This window comes from Psychrobacter sp. NPDC078929 (assembly GCF_050267985.1).
In the GTDB taxonomy this organism is placed as follows: domain Bacteria; phylum Pseudomonadota; class Gammaproteobacteria; order Pseudomonadales; family Moraxellaceae; genus Psychrobacter.
This window is the reverse complement of sequence record NZ_JBNNFX010000001.1, coordinates 127,095-146,562: the sequence shown is the minus strand read 5'-3', so window position 1 is coordinate 146,562 and position 19,468 is coordinate 127,095. Positions and strand designations below refer to the sequence as shown.

The 19,468-nt window shown below is 42.5% G+C and carries 16 protein-coding genes; 8 read left to right on the top strand and 8 right to left on the bottom strand.

What is annotated here, in order from left to right:
* Positions 1-73: 73 nt before the first annotated feature.
* The 3 genes from ACQKCG_RS00630 to ACQKCG_RS00620 all read right to left on the bottom strand — a co-directional run bounded on the left by ACQKCG_RS00630 (position 74) and on the right by ACQKCG_RS00620 (position 4,283).
* The gene (locus ACQKCG_RS00630; RefSeq protein ID WP_101206380.1) at positions 74-1,777 is read right to left on the bottom strand and encodes a sigma-54-dependent transcriptional regulator; all 1,704 of its coding nucleotides are present in this window, start codon (positions 1,775-1,777) and stop codon (positions 74-76) included.
* Positions 1,778-1,855: 78 nt separating this feature from the next.
* Positions 1,856-3,613, bottom strand: coding sequence for a sensor histidine kinase (locus tag ACQKCG_RS00625; RefSeq protein ID WP_101206381.1), 1,758 nt, complete (start codon positions 3,611-3,613; stop codon positions 1,856-1,858).
* A gap of 34 nt (positions 3,614-3,647) precedes the next feature.
* Positions 3,648-4,283 carry a response regulator gene (locus ACQKCG_RS00620; protein WP_101206382.1) on the bottom strand — a complete coding sequence of 212 codons (636 nt, stop codon included), beginning with the start codon at positions 4,281-4,283 and terminating at the stop codon, positions 3,648-3,650.
* A gap of 393 nt (positions 4,284-4,676) precedes the next feature.
* On the opposite strand from ACQKCG_RS00620, the gene ACQKCG_RS00615 reads away from it, so the two are divergent.
* Both ACQKCG_RS00615 and ACQKCG_RS00610 read left to right on the top strand, forming a co-directional pair.
* Positions 4,677-5,759, top strand: coding sequence for a serine hydrolase (locus tag ACQKCG_RS00615; RefSeq protein ID WP_101206383.1), 1,083 nt, complete (start codon positions 4,677-4,679; stop codon positions 5,757-5,759).
* 87 nt (positions 5,760-5,846) lie between these two features.
* Complete coding sequence (locus tag ACQKCG_RS00610; protein WP_180952601.1) at positions 5,847-6,518, top strand: thiamine phosphate synthase; 672 nt, start codon at positions 5,847-5,849, stop codon at positions 6,516-6,518.
* Between the two features lie 26 nt (positions 6,519-6,544).
* Here the strand turns inward: ACQKCG_RS00610 and ACQKCG_RS00605 are convergent, their stop codons facing one another.
* Complete coding sequence (locus ACQKCG_RS00605) at positions 6,545-6,874, bottom strand: TraR/DksA family transcriptional regulator (protein ID WP_101206384.1); 330 nt, start codon at positions 6,872-6,874, stop codon at positions 6,545-6,547.
* A gap of 442 nt (positions 6,875-7,316) precedes the next feature.
* On the opposite strand from ACQKCG_RS00605, the gene ACQKCG_RS00600 reads away from it, so the two are divergent.
* From ACQKCG_RS00600 to ruvB, 5 genes are all read left to right on the top strand, one after another.
* Positions 7,317-8,531 (top strand): phosphoglycerate kinase, encoded by a 1,215-nt coding sequence (locus tag ACQKCG_RS00600; RefSeq protein WP_101206385.1) that lies wholly within the window; start codon positions 7,317-7,319, stop codon positions 8,529-8,531.
* A 257-nt stretch (positions 8,532-8,788) separates the two neighbouring features.
* On the top strand, positions 8,789-9,175 hold the full coding sequence (locus ACQKCG_RS00595) for a hypothetical protein (protein WP_101206386.1): 387 nt from the start codon (positions 8,789-8,791) through the stop codon (positions 9,173-9,175).
* A 412-nt stretch (positions 9,176-9,587) separates the two neighbouring features.
* Complete coding sequence (gene fba, locus ACQKCG_RS00590) at positions 9,588-10,625, top strand: class II fructose-bisphosphate aldolase (RefSeq protein ID WP_057760953.1); 1,038 nt, start codon at positions 9,588-9,590, stop codon at positions 10,623-10,625.
* 78 nt (positions 10,626-10,703) lie between these two features.
* On the top strand, positions 10,704-11,324 hold the full coding sequence (ruvA, locus tag ACQKCG_RS00585; RefSeq protein WP_101206387.1) for a Holliday junction branch migration protein RuvA: 621 nt from the start codon (positions 10,704-10,706) through the stop codon (positions 11,322-11,324).
* A gap of 175 nt (positions 11,325-11,499) precedes the next feature.
* On the top strand, positions 11,500-12,483 hold the full coding sequence (gene ruvB / locus ACQKCG_RS00580) for a Holliday junction branch migration DNA helicase RuvB (RefSeq protein ID WP_057760949.1): 984 nt from the start codon (positions 11,500-11,502) through the stop codon (positions 12,481-12,483).
* 118 nt (positions 12,484-12,601) lie between these two features.
* On the opposite strand, the gene ACQKCG_RS00575 is transcribed toward ruvB, so the two are convergent.
* The 4 genes from ACQKCG_RS00575 to ACQKCG_RS00560 all read right to left on the bottom strand — a co-directional run bounded on the left by ACQKCG_RS00575 (position 12,602) and on the right by ACQKCG_RS00560 (position 17,093).
* On the bottom strand, positions 12,602-14,263 hold the full coding sequence (locus tag ACQKCG_RS00575; RefSeq protein WP_101206388.1) for an ABC1 kinase family protein: 1,662 nt from the start codon (positions 14,261-14,263) through the stop codon (positions 12,602-12,604).
* Between the two features lie 102 nt (positions 14,264-14,365).
* Positions 14,366-15,070, bottom strand: a complete 705-nt coding sequence (locus ACQKCG_RS00570; RefSeq protein WP_101206389.1) for a ubiquinone biosynthesis accessory factor UbiJ — start codon at positions 15,068-15,070, stop codon at positions 14,366-14,368.
* A 118-nt stretch (positions 15,071-15,188) separates the two neighbouring features.
* A complete protein-coding gene (ubiE, locus tag ACQKCG_RS00565; protein WP_394123795.1) occupies positions 15,189-16,292 on the bottom strand; it encodes a bifunctional demethylmenaquinone methyltransferase/2-methoxy-6-polyprenyl-1,4-benzoquinol methylase UbiE in 1,104 nt (367 codons plus the stop codon).
* A gap of 87 nt (positions 16,293-16,379) precedes the next feature.
* Entirely contained in the window at positions 16,380-17,093 is a 714-nt protein-coding gene (locus ACQKCG_RS00560) for an FFLEELY motif protein (protein ID WP_101206390.1), read from the bottom strand.
* Positions 17,094-17,413: 320 nt separating this feature from the next.
* Here ACQKCG_RS00560 and ACQKCG_RS00555 point away from each other — a divergent pair, with 320 nt between their 5' ends.
* Positions 17,414-19,123, top strand: coding sequence for an ATPase (locus tag ACQKCG_RS00555; RefSeq protein WP_101206391.1), 1,710 nt, complete (start codon positions 17,414-17,416; stop codon positions 19,121-19,123).
* The last annotated feature ends 345 nt before the right edge of the window (positions 19,124-19,468 follow it).

The following is a 19,468-nucleotide window of genomic DNA, read 5'->3' as shown; positions in this document are numbered from 1 at the left end:
ATTTCGTAGCAATTAATTAACCGCACATACCATTCAACGCTTAAAAATATTTGAAGATGCCGCTTAACAGAAGCTAATCAGACGCATCTTCAGAAATTTCGAGCTTTTTCATACGGTAGCGTAAAGAGCGAAAAGTCGTTCCTAATAACTCAGCTGCTTGGGTTTTGTTCCAGCCAGTTTGTTTGAGTGCGGTGATAATTAACTGCTTTTCTTGTTCCTGCAAATAATGCTCTAAGCCTTGAGGCGGCAGTTGTCCGTCAAACAATTCTTGTAAACCTGATATGTCTTTAGAAGTTTCTTGTTGGGCGGTGGAGTCAAGGAGCGACTCTTTGTCATAAGTACTTGCTACGTTGGTTGACGAACTGTCATTACTAGCTGACGAATGCTGTACCATTGAGGGGTAGTGGTTGGTGTTAGTACGATAGGGATGTAAATTGGTCGCCCTTTGCTCAACCTGCGTTACTATATTGCGACTAGATTGAATGACTTGCTCATCGTCTTTTGTAGATTGAACGTCTATTTGATTTTCTACGTTACGGGCAGGTAGCTCAGAGCTATCGATAGCTGAGCTATGATTTTGCTCTTGTGTATTTACAAGCTCAGGTTCAATGTCAGGAAGACCTAAATGACTAACGTCTATGTATGAAGTTTCAGCTAACGTAACTGCACGCTCCAACAAGTTGCGTAGTTCACGGACATTACCCGCAAAGTCGTGGCGTTGTAAGCGTTCGCAGGCCTCCATCGTCAATGAGGGCGGTGACTCTAATTGCCAGTCATCAGCAATCATAGCTAAAAAGTGGTCTGCTAATACAGGAATATCATCACGGCGTGCATTAAGTGTTGGAAGCTTTAGCTCAATGACATTGATGCGATAATATAAATCTTGTCGAAATGCACCATCTTGTACCAATTGGCTCAGGTCTTTGTGAGTGGCAGACAAAATACGGATGTCTACTGGAACTTCTTTTGTATCACCGATTGCCCTTACTGTTTTCTCTTGAATGGCACGTAACAATTTAACCTGCATGGCTAAAGGTAAATCTGCTACTTCATCTAAAAATAACGTGCCGCCATTGGCTTGCTGGAATAACCCTTGTTTATCAGCGACAGCCCCTGTAAAGCTGCCTTTTTTATGACCAAAAAACTCTGACTCCATTAACTCCGATGGTATCGCACCGCAGTTCACTGGTACAAAGCTACCATCACGACGTGGACTTAAATCATGGATCAATCTGGCGACCACTTCTTTACCTGTGCCAGAAGCGCCCGATAAAAACACAGGTGCCTGTGAGCGTGCTAGCTTTAAAATAGTGTTTTTGAGGGGGTGCATGACAGCAGAATTACCGATCAATCTACTATCTAGCATTTTTTGTTCAGGAGAGTATTCTGGTGCGGCCTGTACTTCGTTATCTTGATGAATAACTTTTAAGGCGTTCTCTACCAGTTGGCGCAAACGTGGTAGTTCTAGCGGCTTATTGACAAAATCGAAGGCACCAAGCTTTAACGCCTCAATAGCTAAATCCATGCTGCCATGAGCCGTGATCACCGCTATTGGAATATTAGAGCTATTGCTGATTTCTCTTACTAGCTCCAGTCCAGAGCCATCTGGCAGTTTTAAATCCGTCAGACAAAAATCGTAGTCATTGTCTTGCCAAAACGTTCTTGCTTGCGACAATGTATAAGCCACATCACTTCTGATACCCATTTTAGTTAGGGTAATTTGCATCAATCGACATAAATCTACTTCATCATCGACGACTAGCGCGGTTGTTGTCATACATCATCTCATCGTATTTTATGGCTATAAAATCAATAGCTGGGTCTAAATGGGCGTAATAGCTTTCAAAAGATAAATTTAGGTAAGATTTTCTTCGATAGTTTGAAATTTATTATCAGATTTAATAGAAGGTACAATTAATCGAAAACATGTTTTTTCATGTTCAGGAATGTAGAGTAAACGCGCTTGATTGGCTTCACAAAATGCTTGTGATAAATAGAGCCCCAGTCCTGTACCAGCTTTATCTGTTGTAAAAAATGGATCGAACAAAAGTTCTAAGTTTCCAGTACTAACACCATTACCATTATCCAATATATCGATTATAACATCGTTGTCTGCGCAGTAAATATCGATTTCCACATAAGCATGAGGATGAGCATAGCTGCTATAACGCAGGCCATTGTTGATTAAGTTGATTAATATTTGCTCTAACTGATGAGTATCGAATGATATGATGGGCTTGGTTTTCATTCGTAGAAAAATGTCGTGTCCTTGAAAGTAATTCTCCAAAAATGATGGCATCCATTCAGCCAATTCGAGCACCTGCTGGGTAGCCGTTTGCTGACGAGACAGCTTTAAAATATCCTCAATGATACGGTTTACACGTTTTGTCTGTGAAAATATCATCTCATAAAGCTCATGGTTGCCGGTTATGGCAGTATTCGATTCACTTGTTGATGCACTGCCATCTTCCATTTGTTCTGCAACATCTTCCATTAATAGCTGACTGGCTTGCGATATCGCTGCTAATGGGTTTCTGATTTCATGGGCAATACTGGCAGTTAATTGCCCTAAAGAAGCCAGTTTCAACTGTTGAGCACTGGCTTGCTCACGGCGTAAGTCTTCTAATATGACAAGTTTGCTATCATCTTTTAGTGGAATAATCTGTACGCGTAATTTGCCAAATATTGAGGCATTTGCCACAGCTGGCACATCGTAGGTAAAAGCGCGTGACTGCCCAGATGCTACCGACAAGCAGGCATTAAACAACTGTGAATGCTGTTCATTGAGTTGCTGCTCAAAATTAGAGAGAAGTGCTTTGCTATGAGTCTCTTTCACATCTTCAAGGGTATTCTGTGCTGTGACAGGCGTGACAAGTGATAGACTCAGCAACTGATGTGCGGCAAGATTTGCTAAGACAACATGTTGCTTATCGATAACGATAACACCATTCACCATCTGCGTGATAACCTCTTGATTAATCACGTTGAGTCGCTCAACTTCCTTAGCATGGTTTGCCGCGACCTTTTCAAGCTGTACCAATCGCTGAGAGATAGACCAACTCAAACCGCCCACTGCTAAAAAACTCGCTGACATCAGTAGCGCATCACCTAGATTGGCTAGACTCATGCTATTAGCAATAGCGTAAAAAAATTGCTGATAAATAACGAGAATGATGGCAAGTAAAGTAATAACCAATGCTTGTGAGCCATGTAGTAGCATAAAGCTAGCCGCGACGACCACCATGTATAGCATGGTTAGCTGCAAGTCAGGGTTGCCTGTCGTATAGAGCAGCAGGCTTAGTATAATAACGTCTAAGGCCAGTCCGAATGCCAATTGGCGGCGCATATGTTTTCTAACAACATAAAATAATCCAAGCAGTATCAAACTTAACAGTACATAGAAGCTTAGAGTCGTTTGTTGTAAAAAACTCGGTAAAGAAGCGCTATCACCAGTACGAGCAGAGATGTATAGCATGAGCATAGAAAACAGGCTAACAACGAAACGATAACTGCTATAGATCAGTCCCAACTTACGCAACTGCGGCAAAGGAAGCGTATCATCATGATGAACATAACGAGTAATGGCAGAGCTAAAATTGGTAGCAGGGTTCATAAACTGGCCGTAATAAAATAAACGCTAAAATGGTTTATGGTTGAATCAGACCATGACGAATGGCCAAATGAGTTAATTTAACATCACTATCAACCCCAACTTTTTCATAAATACGATAGCGATACGTATTAATGGTCTTGACGCTAACAAACAATTGATCGGCTATTTGCTGAGGGCTCTGACAATTGACAACCATCATGGCCACTTGTTTTTCTCTGTCACTTAATAAGTCAAAAGGTGAGTTGGCATTATCAGACAATAAAACATCTGCTAGCTGTTCAGCAACATCTTGGCTGAAGTAGCGACCTCCTTGATAAATCTTTTTGACTGCACGTATCATTTCATCAAGCGGCGTGCCTTTGGTAATGTAACCATTTACACCTGCTTTGATCAGCATTGAGGGATAGGGCTGTGCAGACATACTACTGACCGCCAAAATCTTGATACCCATGTCGAGTTGTATCAGACGTTTGGTTGCTTCGAGCCCGCCAATATTCGGCATATTGACGTCTAGCAAAATCACATCAGGATGTAGTTGTTTGGCTTGTTTGATAGCCATATCACCGCTGTCTGCTTCACCTACCACTTCAATATCGGGGCTGTCTGACAACATACGGCTAATACCCATCCGTACCAAATCATGATCATCTACCACTAATACTTTAATCATAACCATACTCTTTATTGATTGTCAGAATGAACGCTTTATTGGGTCCAAATAGTATAAAAAACGAATATATTTCAACCATTATTGTTATCTTTGTATATTCAAAATACCGCTGATTAATATAACAAAATACGAGTAATCATAACATTCGAAGTTAAATTATATTGCTGCAGTGTGAATTGATGTTTCTATAATATAAATTGGTTGTAGCAAAGTTTGAATGAAGCCAAAAAAAACTACTAAATCAGTTTGATAGATTAAACTTAAATGTAAACCATGATACACTAAAAATACAAAAGCTCTATGTGAGTACTTACAAACACATCTATAAACGCTACGTACGTTTTTGGCGTCAGACAATATGTAACTGGCGTAATAGCGACAGCAGGAGGCATAATGAAGCAACTACCATTAACCAAACAGCAATTGATCGCTGCTATGATTTCATTGAGTTTGGGCAGTGTTGCACAAGCCGCACTTACAATTAATGGTAGCACTGACACTGCCTCTAGTGCACGCCTGAGTTGGGGCGGCGCTGATAGTTTGTCTGAAGCCCGCAATATTATGTACAAGTCTAATGGCTCTGCTATTAAGAAAGTCGATAATGGCTACGGCACTACCAATATTACGAATACTAATAGTTTTGCTAGTAGTAATAACACCAATAGTGCTCGCTATAACACAACTTATCGTGGGGCATTCGGTAGCAGCGATATGATTCCGATTAGTACGGATTCACGTAGTGTTGCGGTGATCGATGCTGAAACTGGCGAATCTATCTACGAAAAAGATGCTGATATCGCGCGTCCTATGGCTAGTATCACCAAGGTTATGACGGCTATGGTCGTATTGGATGCAGGCCTTGATATGCGTGAAGAGATCACGCTTGATCCAGAGGATTTTGTTGGTCCAAAGCGTGCAAGCTCGCGTTTGAAATCAGGTGATCGTTTAAACCGTGCTGAGATGCTATTGATGGCGTTGATGAAGTCTGAAAATCCAGCGGCGAAGAGTTTAGCGCGTAATTACCCAGGTGGCTATGATGCCTTTATGCGTGCAATGAATCGTAAAGCGCAAGATTTGGGCATGAATACGGCATTTTTTGGTGATCCAACTGGACTTGATAAGCGTAACGTAGCTTCGTCAAAAGATTTGGTCAAGATGGTACGTGCTGCTGGCAACTATGATGTGATTCGTCGTTTTTCTACCACCAAGAGCTATGACTTCTTTGTTTCAAACTACTCAAGTGGTAATCGCACTTATAAAGCCAACAACACTAGTAGCTTGGTTCGTGCAGGTGATTACCCAATCGGTATCTCAAAAACAGGTTTTATTAACGAAGCTGGGCGCTGTGTTGTGATGGAAACGCGAGTCAATAATCGCCCTGCAATTATTGTCATCCTAGGGGCAAACAGCTCAGCAACACGTTGGGGCGATGCTAAAAACATTCTAAACAGTTTGGCGACACGTCGTACCGTATAGACGCGCTGTTTTAAATATGTAAAAAAGGCTGTTATATCATATAACAGCCTTTTTATTGTGTTGAGTTTAAGATTAAGGATCTGCCCTATGAACCAGTCATCAACCTCATCTGCGATACCCAAGCTATATTTGCTGACCAATGATGATGAATTTGAATTGTTGTATCAAAAGTTAGATGCCGCCTTATCAACAGGGCTAATCGTATTGTTGCAGATTCGGCGCAAGCAAACACTTAGTCTACCAGATGGTCATATAACGCTTTATGAAGAAGCCAAACAGATTGTTAAGCTGGCCAAAGCACATGACGTTCCAGTCGTTATGAATGATGATATTGCAATAGCAGCCAAGCTTGGTATTGGTGTACACCTTGGGCAAGGAGATGGCAAAATTGGTGATGCTTTGCAGTCTCTTGAATCGACTCAAATAATTGGTCGAACTTGCCATGGGAATATTGAATTAGTCAAAGAGGCAAAGGATAATGGTGCAAGCTACGCTGCGATGGGTGCCATATTTACCTCTACCACAAAACCGAATGCTGATATTATCTCACGTCAGAAGTTGATTGAAGGCTGTCAACAAGACATACCTATATGTGTGATAGGCGGATTAACTGCAGAAAATATTTCAGAGCTGGCAGGCATACCAATTGCGCTTGTGGCGGTAGTAGGCGATATTATGGATTTGCCTGTAGAAAAAATCGCCGAGCGTTGCTATCAATGGCAGCAGGCACTTTCTAAATGGAAAACACCTGCTGTATAAAATGTGTTCTAGATGAAATTTATTAGCTATTCAGCATGTTCCATACACAAAGTAGCGTAGGGCAGCGCTTCTAAACGTTGCTCTTCAATCGGTTCACCGCAAACCTCGCACTCGCCATAAGTACCATTTTCGATACGACTTAAGGCATTTTCGACATAGATTAGGCTCTGACGCGCTTCGGCCATTAAATTTTTACGCATATCATTTTGACGATAGGATATAGCCTGATCTTCCCAGTGCTCATTGAGATCATCTTGTGGGTTTTGGATATGATCTTCGATTTTGTCAATGCGAGACTCGTACTCATCTTTTAGTTTCAATAGATTTTGCTTTGCAGTGTCTAAGTCGATACTCATTGTGTTCTCCTAAAAAGTTATTGTTATTGTCAACGCTTCTATCATAAAGAGCCTGACTGCTGAGTACCACCACGAAATGTTACTGTTTATTGAATGAGTTCAAAGCTAGCAGTTACAGCCGTTTCCTATCAATGCTGGAGTAAAATTACTCACTCAATATTTTCATGTTTTTAAAAATCGTGAAAGTTTGCTTGTGAGCATCTCATAGAAAACTGATAGAATACACCGCCACTGATTTCTACTCACTTATCTGTTCCAGTAACTTGGTGTGATAGTTAGTATAAAGACTCAGTGATGAAGACATATAAAGATAGCAAGTGTGCAGTCTAATAAGGCTCATTGTTAGAGCAGATATAGTAAATGATAGTTAAAAAATTATCAGTCATATCAATCATGATAGTAATCGTAAATTAATAGATATATTGATGCATAGGAGCAGGTAATGAATTTTTTGCGTATGAGCGAGCTGAACTTAACCGATAAAGTGGTATTGATCCGAGAAGATTTAAATGTCCCTATTAAAGACGGTAAAGTCACAAGTGATGCTCGCTTACAAGCAAGTCTACCTACTATTGAGATGGCGCTAGAGAAGGGTGCCGCTGTTATTGTTTGTTCACATCTGGGACGCCCAACAGAAGGCAATCCTGAATCTATTTATTCATTGGCACCAGTTGCTGATTATTTGACAGACAAATTGGGCTCGCAATTAGCGTCACCAGTGCGCCTCAATAATGACTACCTGACTCAAGGCGCTGCTGTAAAATCTGGCGAAGTCGTACTACTAGAGAATGTGCGTTTTAACGATGGTGAAAAGAAAAACGATGCGACGTTAGCAAAAAAATACGCGGATTTATGTGATGTCTTTGTCATGGATGCATTTGGTACCGCACACCGTGCGCAAGCATCAACAGAAGGCTTGACGCAAGCAATGCGTCAAGCAGACAAAACCGTTTGTGCAGGGCCTTTGTTGGCAGCGGAGCTTGATGCCTTGAGCCTGGCGCTTGAAACACCAGCTCAGCCTATGCTTGCCATCGTTGGCGGCTCAAAAGTATCTACCAAGTTAGAAGTGCTACATAGCTTGGCTGAAGTCTGTACACAGATTATCGTTGGTGGCGGTATTGCCAATACTTTCTTAGCGGCGCAGGGACATAGTGTGGGCGCGTCGCTATACGAAGCAGATTTGCTCGATACTGCACGTGACATTATGACCAAGACTGAAATTTTGCTGCCTGAGTACGTCGTCGTCGCTGATAAAAATGACATCGATTTCGCTGACTTTACTGGCTCATTGCAAAAAGCTACCGCAACGATCAAATCAGTTGATGCGATCGGTGACAATGACATGATATTGGACATCGCACCAGAAAGCGCAAAACAGCTTGCCGATGCCATTATTAATGCAAAAACCATTTTGTGGAATGGTCCAGTGGGTGTATTTGAGGTCGATGCTTTCGGGCAAGGTACACAAATACTGGCAACTGCGGTCAAAGACAGTGATGGTTTCTCTATCGCGGGCGGCGGTGATACATTAGCAGCTATCGATAAATATCAAGTTGCTGAAGGCGTGAGTTATATGTCAACAGGTGGCGGTGCGTTTTTAGAGTTTGTTGAAGGTAAAGTACTTCCAGCAGTTGCTGCACTGCAAATAGATGCCTAACTAATTAACGATACTCTGTAGCTTAGTAACATTAGACGTACAACTAACTTTAAATAACTAAGGTAGTCTGTAAAAATAATATTTTGGCTGTTGATTTGCTTGTTTTTATTGACATAAGTAAGTGCAATAGTCATCGATTATTATTAAGCAGTAATTATTTATTTATATACTGAAAATTACTATTGCATGTCTGATTCGCACTCTATAAAATAGCGCGACCATGTATTTTGACATGCATTATTTACGAGAGGTTTATTATGTTAAAACGTCATTTATTACTTGCTAGCGTACTTGCTGGTACCTTTGCAATCACTGCATGTAGCCAACAAACAGAAGAAAACACAGAAGCTGCTGTTGAATCTGCTGGCGATGATGCCGCTGCAAACGCTGATGCTGCTGCCGCTGAAACAGACGCTGCTGCTGATGAAGCTGAAGCTGCTGCTCAAGACGCTGGTACTGAAGTTGCCGAAGGCGCTGACACTGCTGGTGCAGCTGCGACAGACGCTCTAGAAAACACTGGCGATGCTATTGCTGAAAGCACTAACACAGCGGTTGAAAATACTGCTGAAGCTGTTGCTGATGGCGCTAACGCTGTTGCTGATGGCGCAAATGATGTTGCAGTTGATGCAGAGCAACAGTACTAAGCTACGCGATAACTAAGCACTATAATGACTGATTTGCTAGGATGCTATCGATTGGTAGATACTCATTGGTAAATAATTTCTAAAAAGAGTCATTGCTTTATAAGCCTCAAAATACTAGAAAAGCCTTGGTGATTGCCAAGGCTTTTTGCGTTGTATGTCGTTGTGGCAGTTTATAAAGTGACAGTTTATAAAATTAAACTGATATCAAGAGACGGTATAGACTGACAAATAGTCGGTCAACCGCTACGAAGACAGAACAATTTTTGCTATAATCACCGCGTGGTAATCATATCCAATATTATTCAGACTTTTACTAGCCTATATACGGTCAGTATGGTCGAATATACAGTGAAATGATTGCTATCAAGCTGTTTTTTAAAATACTATTCAAAATCTAATCAGAGAGCGTCTTATGGCCCTAATATCCTTACGTCAACTTCTAGATCATGCCGCTGAACACAGCTATGGTGTTCCTGCCTTTAACGTCAATAACTTAGAGCAAATGCGTGCAATCATGATGGCTGCGGATGCTTGTGATTCACCTGTCATTGTCCAAGCCAGCGCAGGCGCACGTAACTATGCAGGGTCAGCATTTTTGCGTCATTTGATTATCGCTGCTATCGAAGAATGGCCACATATTCCAGTAGTGATGCATCAGGATCACGGTATGTCGCCAGCTATCTGCCAACGCTCAATCCAATTAGGTTTTTCATCAGTGATGATGGATGGCTCACTTGGTGAAGATGGCAAAACGCCAATGGATTATGATTACAATGCTAGCGTCACGCGCGAAGTTGTTAAGATGGCACATGCTTGCGGCGTCTCTGTAGAAGGCGAAATCGGTTGCCTAGGTAGTCTTGAAACTGGTATGGCTGGCGAAGAAGATGGTTCTGGCGCTGAAGGCGTATTGGATCATGAGCAGCTTTTGACCAGTGCTGATGAAGCTGAGCAGTTTGTAAAAGATACCAATGTCGATGCGTTAGCGATTGCTATCGGTACTAGCCATGGTGCCTATAAGTTCACACGTCCACCGACAGGCGATATCTTGTCTATTGAGCGCGTAAAAGAGATTCATGCCCGTATTCCTAATACTCATCTTGTTATGCATGGTTCTTCATCAGTGCCACAAGAATGGCTAAAAGTTATTAATGAAAATGGCGGTGATATCGGCGAAACTTATGGTGTGCCAGTTGAGCAAATCGTTGAAGCAATAAAACATGGCGTACGTAAAGTAAACATCGATACGGATTTACGTCTGGCATCAACTGGTGCTATCCGTGAATTCCTTGCGAAAAATCCAAGTGAATTTGATCCACGCAAATACTTTAAAGCGTCTATGGTAGCGATGTCAGATATCTGTACCAATCGTTTTGAAGCGTTTGGTTCTGCAGGTCAAGCACATAAAATTCGTCCAACCAGTCTTGAAGGTATGGTGAACTTCTACCAATAAGACTGTGTTGTAGAACGTAGTTGTTAATCATGAAGTAGCAGCTGATTTTATAATATTATACATAAGAGGTCGTAAATAATGATTGGATTGATTACCGGACAGGTGCAGTACTTGATGGCACCGACGGCTTGTATCATGACGACCTCTGGTGTGGGTTATGATATCGAACTGCCATTGCCTTCGTTTTGTCAGTTACAGCTGAATGAACAAGCTAGCATCTGGACACATTTCCATGTTCGCGAAGATGCCCAGTTGCTCTACGGTTTTATCGATCGAAAAGAACGTGATGTCTTTCGCCAGTTAATTAAAATTAACGGGGTTGGTGCAAAAATGGCCTTGGCTATGCTGTCTGCAATGTCAGCAGCTGAGCTAAAGATGCACGTCGAGCAAGAGTCGGAGACGGCATTAACTCGTATCCCAGGCATTGGTAAAAAGACGGCGCAACGTTTATTGATTGAGCTAAAAGACAAGCTAAAGAATATCGACGTTGATAGTGGTGCGTTTGAATTGATACCACAGGAAACTACGATTTCTCACGAAGGTAGTATTATCGCTGAAGTGGAAGGCGCATTGATTAGCTTGGGCTACAAAGAAAAAGAAGCTCAGCTAGCGATCAAAGCTGCTAAGAGTAAAGGAGATACTTTTGCTGATACTCAAGGCTTGTTAAAAGCTACTTTGCAGCAGTTATCTGGCTTTTAATTCATATTAACTAGCCGTTTATCGATAACAACCACATAGTGTATCAAATTAATAAGCGACATTAAATGTCGCTTATTTTCGTTTTAGTGCTCGCTTAATGAGGTTTTGCATGACTTATGCGCAGCGTTTAGTTATGCTATTTGTTAACTAATTTTTTAATATAATGATAAATTCTATGACGCAAGATCGTTTAATTAATCCGCTAGAAGGTGCAAGTGACGCTCCTGATGCCAATATCCGACCAGCATTATTGGCTGAGTATATTGGTCAGCCGGTGGTACGTGAGCAGATGGAAGTGTTCATCGGTGCTGCTCGTGGCCGTGACGAAGCGCTAGATCACACACTTATATTTGGTCCACCGGGTCTTGGCAAGACGACCCTCGCCAATATTATCGCTCGTGAAATGGGTGGCAATTTGCGTTCTACTTCAGGGCCTGTGCTTGAGCGCCCAGGAGATTTGGCAGCCATGCTGACCAATCTAGAAGCAGGTGACGTGCTGTTTATTGATGAAATTCACCGTCTGAGCTCGGTGATTGAAGAGATACTTTATCCAGCAATGGAAGATTTCCAATTGGACATTATGATTGGTGAAGGGCCTGCTGCGCGTTCTATCAAGCTTGATTTGCCACCGTTTACCTTGGTAGCAGCAACGACGAGAGCAGGACTGTTAACCTCACCACTACGTGACCGTTTTGGGATTGTACAGCGCCTTGAGTTTTACAATATTGCTGATCTAACGACGATTGTCAGTCGCGCAGCACGTCTAATGCGTGTACCAATGAGTGAAGACGGGGCTGTAGAGATTGCGCGCCGTGCACGTGGTACACCAAGGATTGCTAACCGCCTATTACGCCGTGTGCGTGACTATGCTGAGGTAAGAGGCGACGGTAGTATTAACGGCGCGATTGCAGGTAGTGCGCTAGATATGCTGGCAGTGGATAGACGCGGTCTTGATCATCTAGACAGACGTTATATCGAAATATTGCACGAGCGCTTTGACGGTGGTCCTGCGGGTGTTGAAGCAGTGGCAGCAGCGATGGCTGAAGACCGTGGTACGCTTGAAGATGTGATTGAGCCGTATCTGATTCAACAAGGTTATGTGCTGCGAACTGCTCGTGGCCGCGTACTGACACAGATGGCAATAGATCAGATGTTATAGTAATCAGTATTCAATAAAAAAATGCGTCTACTTTTAATGAGAAGTAGGCGCATTTTTTTGTTTAAATCTGAAATTATGAAAATTTTCTGAACTGATTGAGTAAAAATAAATCTGATTTCTAAGCTAAAATTCGCCAAACAACTACCAGAACAGCCAGTATATAAAATATAGGTGATAGCCAGCCGATAACTTGCGTAGCGATAGCAATAAAAATAGCAAACCCTGCGAGTGCCAACCAATCGCGGCGACGGTCGTTTAGCATGTCAGCGCGAATCTGTTGTATCTCGCGTAGTTGACTGTCCTGACGAGAGCCCTGTGAGGCAAGGCTTTGTAGCCCTTGATCTAATAGTTTAGGAATATCAGTGGTAGACAGGAGTATTTCAGGCAGTTGTTGACGCAGTTGCTGTAGATTACGCATAGGATCTAACTGCTCTTTAATCCAACTGCTTAGAATTGGTTTGGCAAGTGACCAAATGTCTAGATCAGGATATAAATCACGACCGAGTCCTTCCACATGGACCAAGGTTTTTAGCAGAAGCATCAGCTGCGGCGGGATACTCATATGATGTCTACGCGCAATGTCCAAAATCTGCATCAGTACGCCAGCAAAGTCGATATCATCGATTGATTTTTGTAGCATAGGGCCGACGGTACGTTTCATATCACGCATCAGGGCATGCTTATCAGCATTTGGCGGTATCCAACCTGCACGACTCACAATATCAACCACAGCGGTAAAGTTATTGTTCATTACAGCAAGTAACATCCGCGCCACGATGAGCTGATCGTCTTTTGATAAAGTGCCCATGATGGCGCAATCAAGCCCGATATAACGTGGCTCATGACCTAAATCAACTGCTTCCATACCTGCATGTAGAGTTTGCACAGGTGGCGTCTCTACGAACACATTGCCTGGATGCATATCAGCATGAAAGAAGTTATCACGGAAGACTTGGGTGAAAAATATGGTTAGGCCTTTTTCTGCAAGCGCTGCACGGTCATAACCTAACTGATCAAACATCTCAACTTGTGAGATAGGGACGCCTTGGATACGCTCCATGACCATCACGTTTTTGGCAGCGTCATAAACTTCAGGCACATACATCAATGCTGAACCCAAGAAGTTATTACGCATCTGAGTAGTATTGTCAGCCTCAAGCGTTAAATCTAACTCGTTGAGCATGACTTGCCGATAGTCTTCGACAATATCAATGATATGGACGGCACGTGCTGCTTCAATACGTGCAGATGCCCAACTTGCCAATTCTCGCAGTAGCTCAAAGTCAGAAACAATCACAGTGCGAATATCGGGGCGAACCACTTTTACCACGACTTCACGCCCATCATGTAAGGCAGCCGTATGTACTTGGGCGATAGAGGCGGCCGCTAACGGTTTGATATCGAATCGAGCAAACAAGGTTTCAATAGACTGGCCAAGACCATGTTTAGAATGCTGAATTTGGGCGACAGCGATATCAGCGTCAAAAGGCTTAACTTTGTCCTGCAACTGAATCAACTGAGCGATAATCTCAGGCGGTACCAAGTCGCGACGCGTTGAGAGTAACTGGCCAAGTTTCAAAAACAGCGTACCCATATCTTCAAGCGCATACTTAATCGCATTTGGTTGGTGCTTTTTACCCCATGCTGCTGGATGCATGCGAATTAATCGCGCCAAAGGTTGCAGTTGCGGTGCTTCTTCGATAGAAAAATGGGTATCAAGGCGATACATTGCGGCGATACGCCAAAGCTCAAGTAGACGAGCGCGGTGCGATAATAGCATGAGGTTAGGTACTCTAAACAAAGACGAAAATGGGGTAGGCGTTGTGCTTAATCATAAATAGTGCCATCGGTAATAGCGTTCATTTATGATTGAGACAATCGGCTATTGATGAAACGAGTTGTTAAGAAACTGAGCTTGCTCTTCTTTGATAGCAGCAAGTTTGGCTTCTTCTCGTTCGACGTCAGCACGTAATTTTAACAATAGCTGCTTAAGATCATTTGCTTCAGCCACCTCGATAGGGTCAGGTGTGCTATTGCCAGCTACTTCATTGGCCCAATCACTGACGTCATCAAAAGCACGTTTGGCACTATGACGCCAGCTACCTTTGAGCTGAGAGATAAGAAGGTGTAACTGGCTAGCCATTGGTTTACCAATAAAAGGCTCAAGCTGTCCAGCCACGTCAGGGTCAAATCCTGCAACCAGTTGTTTGAGCTGCATTAGCACTTTGTAATCGCCAGCGATTGGCAGGTTACCTTCCGCACCGCGCATTAGATTGAGTAGTTGAGCGGCATTGTCTACGGTGATGGTACAGTCCGGACGACTGTGACCAAAACGTGCGCGCTCCATGCCGGCTCTTTGGCGCTCATTCATCTGGCCACTTGGCTCAAATACGCTCTCTGTCGTGACCGGCTCAAAGCGCAAACGCTCATGAGTGAACAAGATATCTAAATGAATCTCCGGCATTCCCATATTAAGACGTAACACCTTACCTGCAAGGGGCGCTAAACCTGCTTTGGTAATCTCATCACTAGCAATGGCAATGTTAATTAGCTTTTCGGCACCAGCTAATAGAAGGACAGTCAGCATAAGGCTCTCGCATCGTTAAGTGAGCGCCTTCGCATTAGCTGCATCAGCGCATAGTGTGTTCGTGTTAGGTTCAATAAGGTCTGTTAAACGTAATAGTCTTGCAAATCGTACTCTATCGTTACGCTTTAAAGCCGCGATGGACAGCCACGATACCAGCAGTCAAGTTATGATAATCGCAGTTTTCAAACCCAGCTTGTTGCATCATCTGCTTGAGTGTCTGCTGATCAGGATGCATACGAATTGACTCAGCTAAGTACTGATAACTTTCAGCATCATTAGCAATCAGCTTACCCATCACTGGCAGTGCGGTAAATGAATACAAATCATAGGCTTTAGATAGTGGCTCAAATACTGGTTTGGAGAATTCTAAAATCAATAGACGACCGCCTGGCTTTAGGACGCGATACATAGATTTTAGCGCGGCATCTTTATCTGTGACGTTACGCAAACCAAAGCTAATGGTCACTAAATCGAAGCTTTCATCATCAAATGGTGCTAATGTCTCAGCGTTTGCCAAGACAAAATCAACATTATTACAACCAGCATTAATCAGGCGCTCACGGCCTACTTCTAGCATCGCAGCATTGATATCAGATAGTACTACGTGGCCATTTCGACCAACTTCACGGCTAAATACTTTGGCTAAATCACCTGTACCACCAGCGATATCAAGGACATGCTGACCAGCACGTACGCCTGATAGACTAATCGCATAGCGTTTCCACAGACGATGAATACCGAATGACATCAAGTCATTCATGATGTCGTATTTTTTGGCAACAGAAGTGAATACGTCAGCCACACGTGCTTGTTTTTCTGCTTTATTGACTGTCTTATAACCAAAATGCGTCTGCTCGTTGCCGTCTGTTTCAGGCGTGTGCGGATTATTGATATCATCACGCTGATTGAATAGCGTTTGTTTTATGGTTTGCTCTGAAGGGTTTGTGCGAGTCGTTTGATCGTTGTTTGGCATAGTGGTTTGTTGGCCTTGTGGCGTTCCAGTTGGTAGGTCTTGAACTTTAGTAAAGTCGCTATTGTCATCACTAGCAACGCTATTATTCTTGCTCGGCACGACATTGGTTGTTTGGTTGCGTAATATCTGCGCGCTAATCTGTTGATTATGAGCAATACTGTCTTTTACCAGTTTGTCTTGCAAATGACCATTAGTTGTTGTGGCTTGATTAGAAGGGGCGCTGCTATCTTTTGAATTATCAGTCATCATGTTGTCCTAGAATTTATTTTTATGATTGTCTTTATCGGAGGAAATCGTTAAATAGTAAGCGTCAATTGGCTATTCAACATATTGACCTTATGATACACCAAACGCTACTGGCTTACTGCCATTATCCGTATCATGAACCTGATCAATAATGGACAGCTCACGCTTGCAGAACGGCTCAATAAAATCGCTGACGCTGCTCAGAGGTTTCATGGCCTTAAATCCTGTATCAATAAAATCATAAAGCGGCTGGTAGCCATGACGATAGGCTGTACTTTTTGCTAGTGCAAAGGCTTTTTTGAGCATAAACGAATTTAAATGTTTGTCTGTGCGATAACAGACGTCTTTTAAATTGGCAATCTGAACTCGGCGCTCGTTTTCTTCATCGATAGTTCGATAGGCGGTTAGCATGTTCTCTTCGTTCACTGGCAAATCTTGAGCGAGTAACCACTGGGCTAAATGCAGATCTAGCTCAATGGCAAAAATTGCTGCTTGGATACCCATGCTACCAGCCTCTAGAGCTGACTCTTTGGCAAGACGTTCTAGCTTTTTCGCTTTTGGCAGGATACGTGCCAATTGCTCTGCTAATAACTTGAACTCTTCGCCACCATACAGTTGGGTGAGGAAGTAATCGGCCATTAGTTGGTTTTTAGGTTGTTCAAATAGCTCGCGATGCGTCTGCTGGAGACGTGCTTGTTGCCATGATTGTACTTCTTTGAGCTTAGCATTTAATTCATCATTTTGGTGATGAGGCATCGCCCAAAAACGTGTCAAATGCTGTTGTAAATCAGCTAAAGCGGTCATGGCAGTGAATCCTGTAGAAGTAAATAGGGTAATCAAATTTAAGTATTGTTGTTTTAAATATGGTGGTTCAGGGTTATAAGGTTTTCAACAACTGTTCTATCCTATACTCAAAATTGTGTTCACCTTAAAAGAAAATAATTAAGAATACAAATACCAATCTGTTACACAGCAATATTATTTACTCGATTGGCGCAGTGCTATGATTAAATGAGATAAAAATGATTGATGAGATAGAAATATTAAGAGTTATCTTATCGAGAGCTATCCCATAAGTCATTCATTAGTAAAGCCGCCCAATAACAATAATAGCGAGTGTAATCATGTCTAAAAAAAATGATACTACTGAACCAAAAGCACCACAAGCGGTAAGTACACAATTTAGTGAGCAAGTTGTGGAGCAGCGTCTAAAGCCCAATCCTTTGAGTCAGTTTTCACTGGACGAGGATTCGCTTAGACTGGCATTGGTAACAGCTCAGTATGCTTTAAAAGCCACTCGCCAGCAAACGCCGCTGACCCTCAATAAGCCAACAGGTCTGTTAGTGCTAGTGAACGGAATGGAGCAGGCAGGTAAAGGTACCGCCGTTAAGCAATTACGGCAATGGGTAGATCCAAGGCTGCTTAAAGTTGAGGCAACTATTGGTCATTCGCCATTGAGTTATCAACCCATTTGGCAAGCGCATACTAGCGCCATGCCACGCCATGGTGATGTCATGGTGTATTTCGGCAACTGGTATGCTGATTTATTATATAACGTCATGCGACTAGCGACATCAGATAGTGAGAACCTTGAAGCATTATCAAATGATAAAGGTCAAAAAGGTAAAAATTCGCTTCCTATCGCTCAGTGGCAAGACTATCTACAGCAGCAGTTAAATACACTAAAAGCATTTGAAAACGATCTCATTGCCAATCAAACCAAGTTATTAAAATGTTGGTTTCATGTCGATATTGAAACGTTGCACAGTCGCTTAAAGGATGATGAAGCAGATCCGCAGTTTTTGTATCAAATTGACTGGAATAATAAACAAGTCATTGAGAAGTTTAATGAGGTGGCTGCGACCTTGCTGCGTCAACAGGATGACTGGGTCATCATTGATGGTGATGATAAGTTAGAGGCCGCTGATAACTTTTGTCATTTGGTGCTACATGCTATGCAAACAGCGCTGGTGAGTAGTCAGACAGATAGCAATGACAATGACAATAATAACGACAATGACAAGGAAACGTCAGAAAACCATTCTCAGTCCGAAAAACTGGAACTTAACTCAGATACTAAACAAAAACAGTTTGAACCTGTACCAATACCTAAGCAGCTGACGTCTATTAAAGATAAAAAAATCAGTAAGTCCGTCTATCGTGAGGCATTGGCAGAGAAGCAGGCAAGACTCGCTGAGTTGCTACGTGCACGCCAAGGTCGGCATGTTGTATTTGCTTTTGAAGGAATGGACGCTGCTGGCAAGGGCGGTGCAATCAAAAGATTGGTCGCACCGCTAGATCCTCGCGAGTATCAAATTTATAATATTGGCGCACCGATGTTATATGAGACCCAGCATCCTTACTTGTGGCGATTCTGGACGCGATTGCCTGACGAACAAACCAATCGTATTAGCCGTATCGCTATTTTCGATCGTACTTGGTATGGGCGTGTGCTGGTTGAGCGCATCGAAGGATTTGCATCTCCTAATGAATGGCAACGAGCATATGATGAAATCAATCGTTTCGAGGCAGATTTGGCAGCAGCAGGAACGTTGGTTATCAAATATTGGTTAGCGATTGATAAAAAAGAGCAGCTTAAACGGTTTGAAGATCGTCAAGAAACACCGCATAAGCAATTTAAACTGACAGATGATGACTGGCGTAACCGTGATAAATGGTCAGACTACGTGCAATCTGCAGCAGATATGCTGGCACGTACAGATACAACGACGGCGCCATGGTGTGTTGTTGCGACCAACGAAAAGCGTCAGGCGCGTTTAGATGTGTTAGATCATGCTATAGAGCAGTTGTCTGCATTTTCTGAAAGCAAATAGTTCTCAAAAATGAATGAGTTTTAAGGGCTCTTATAGGTTTATATAGCTGTATTTTTCAAGTATTTCCTAAGTAGGATGGCTCGAAACATATTCGAGCCATCCTGTCTTTTACAGAGTGTGGTCTTGTCCGTATACACCCGCAGTTACAAATCTCGCAATATCATCATGCATTATGTGCTCATATTTAATATAATAGAGCGCAAAACAGCTCCTGCTAAATAATAATTTTAATTTAGCAAACAACGTGTTTTGGTTATTTAGTATAGATAACTTAATAATTACGACAAAAATTGTTACAATAGCTGTTAGTAGTACCACAAATATCGCTAAGAAATATATAAGCCG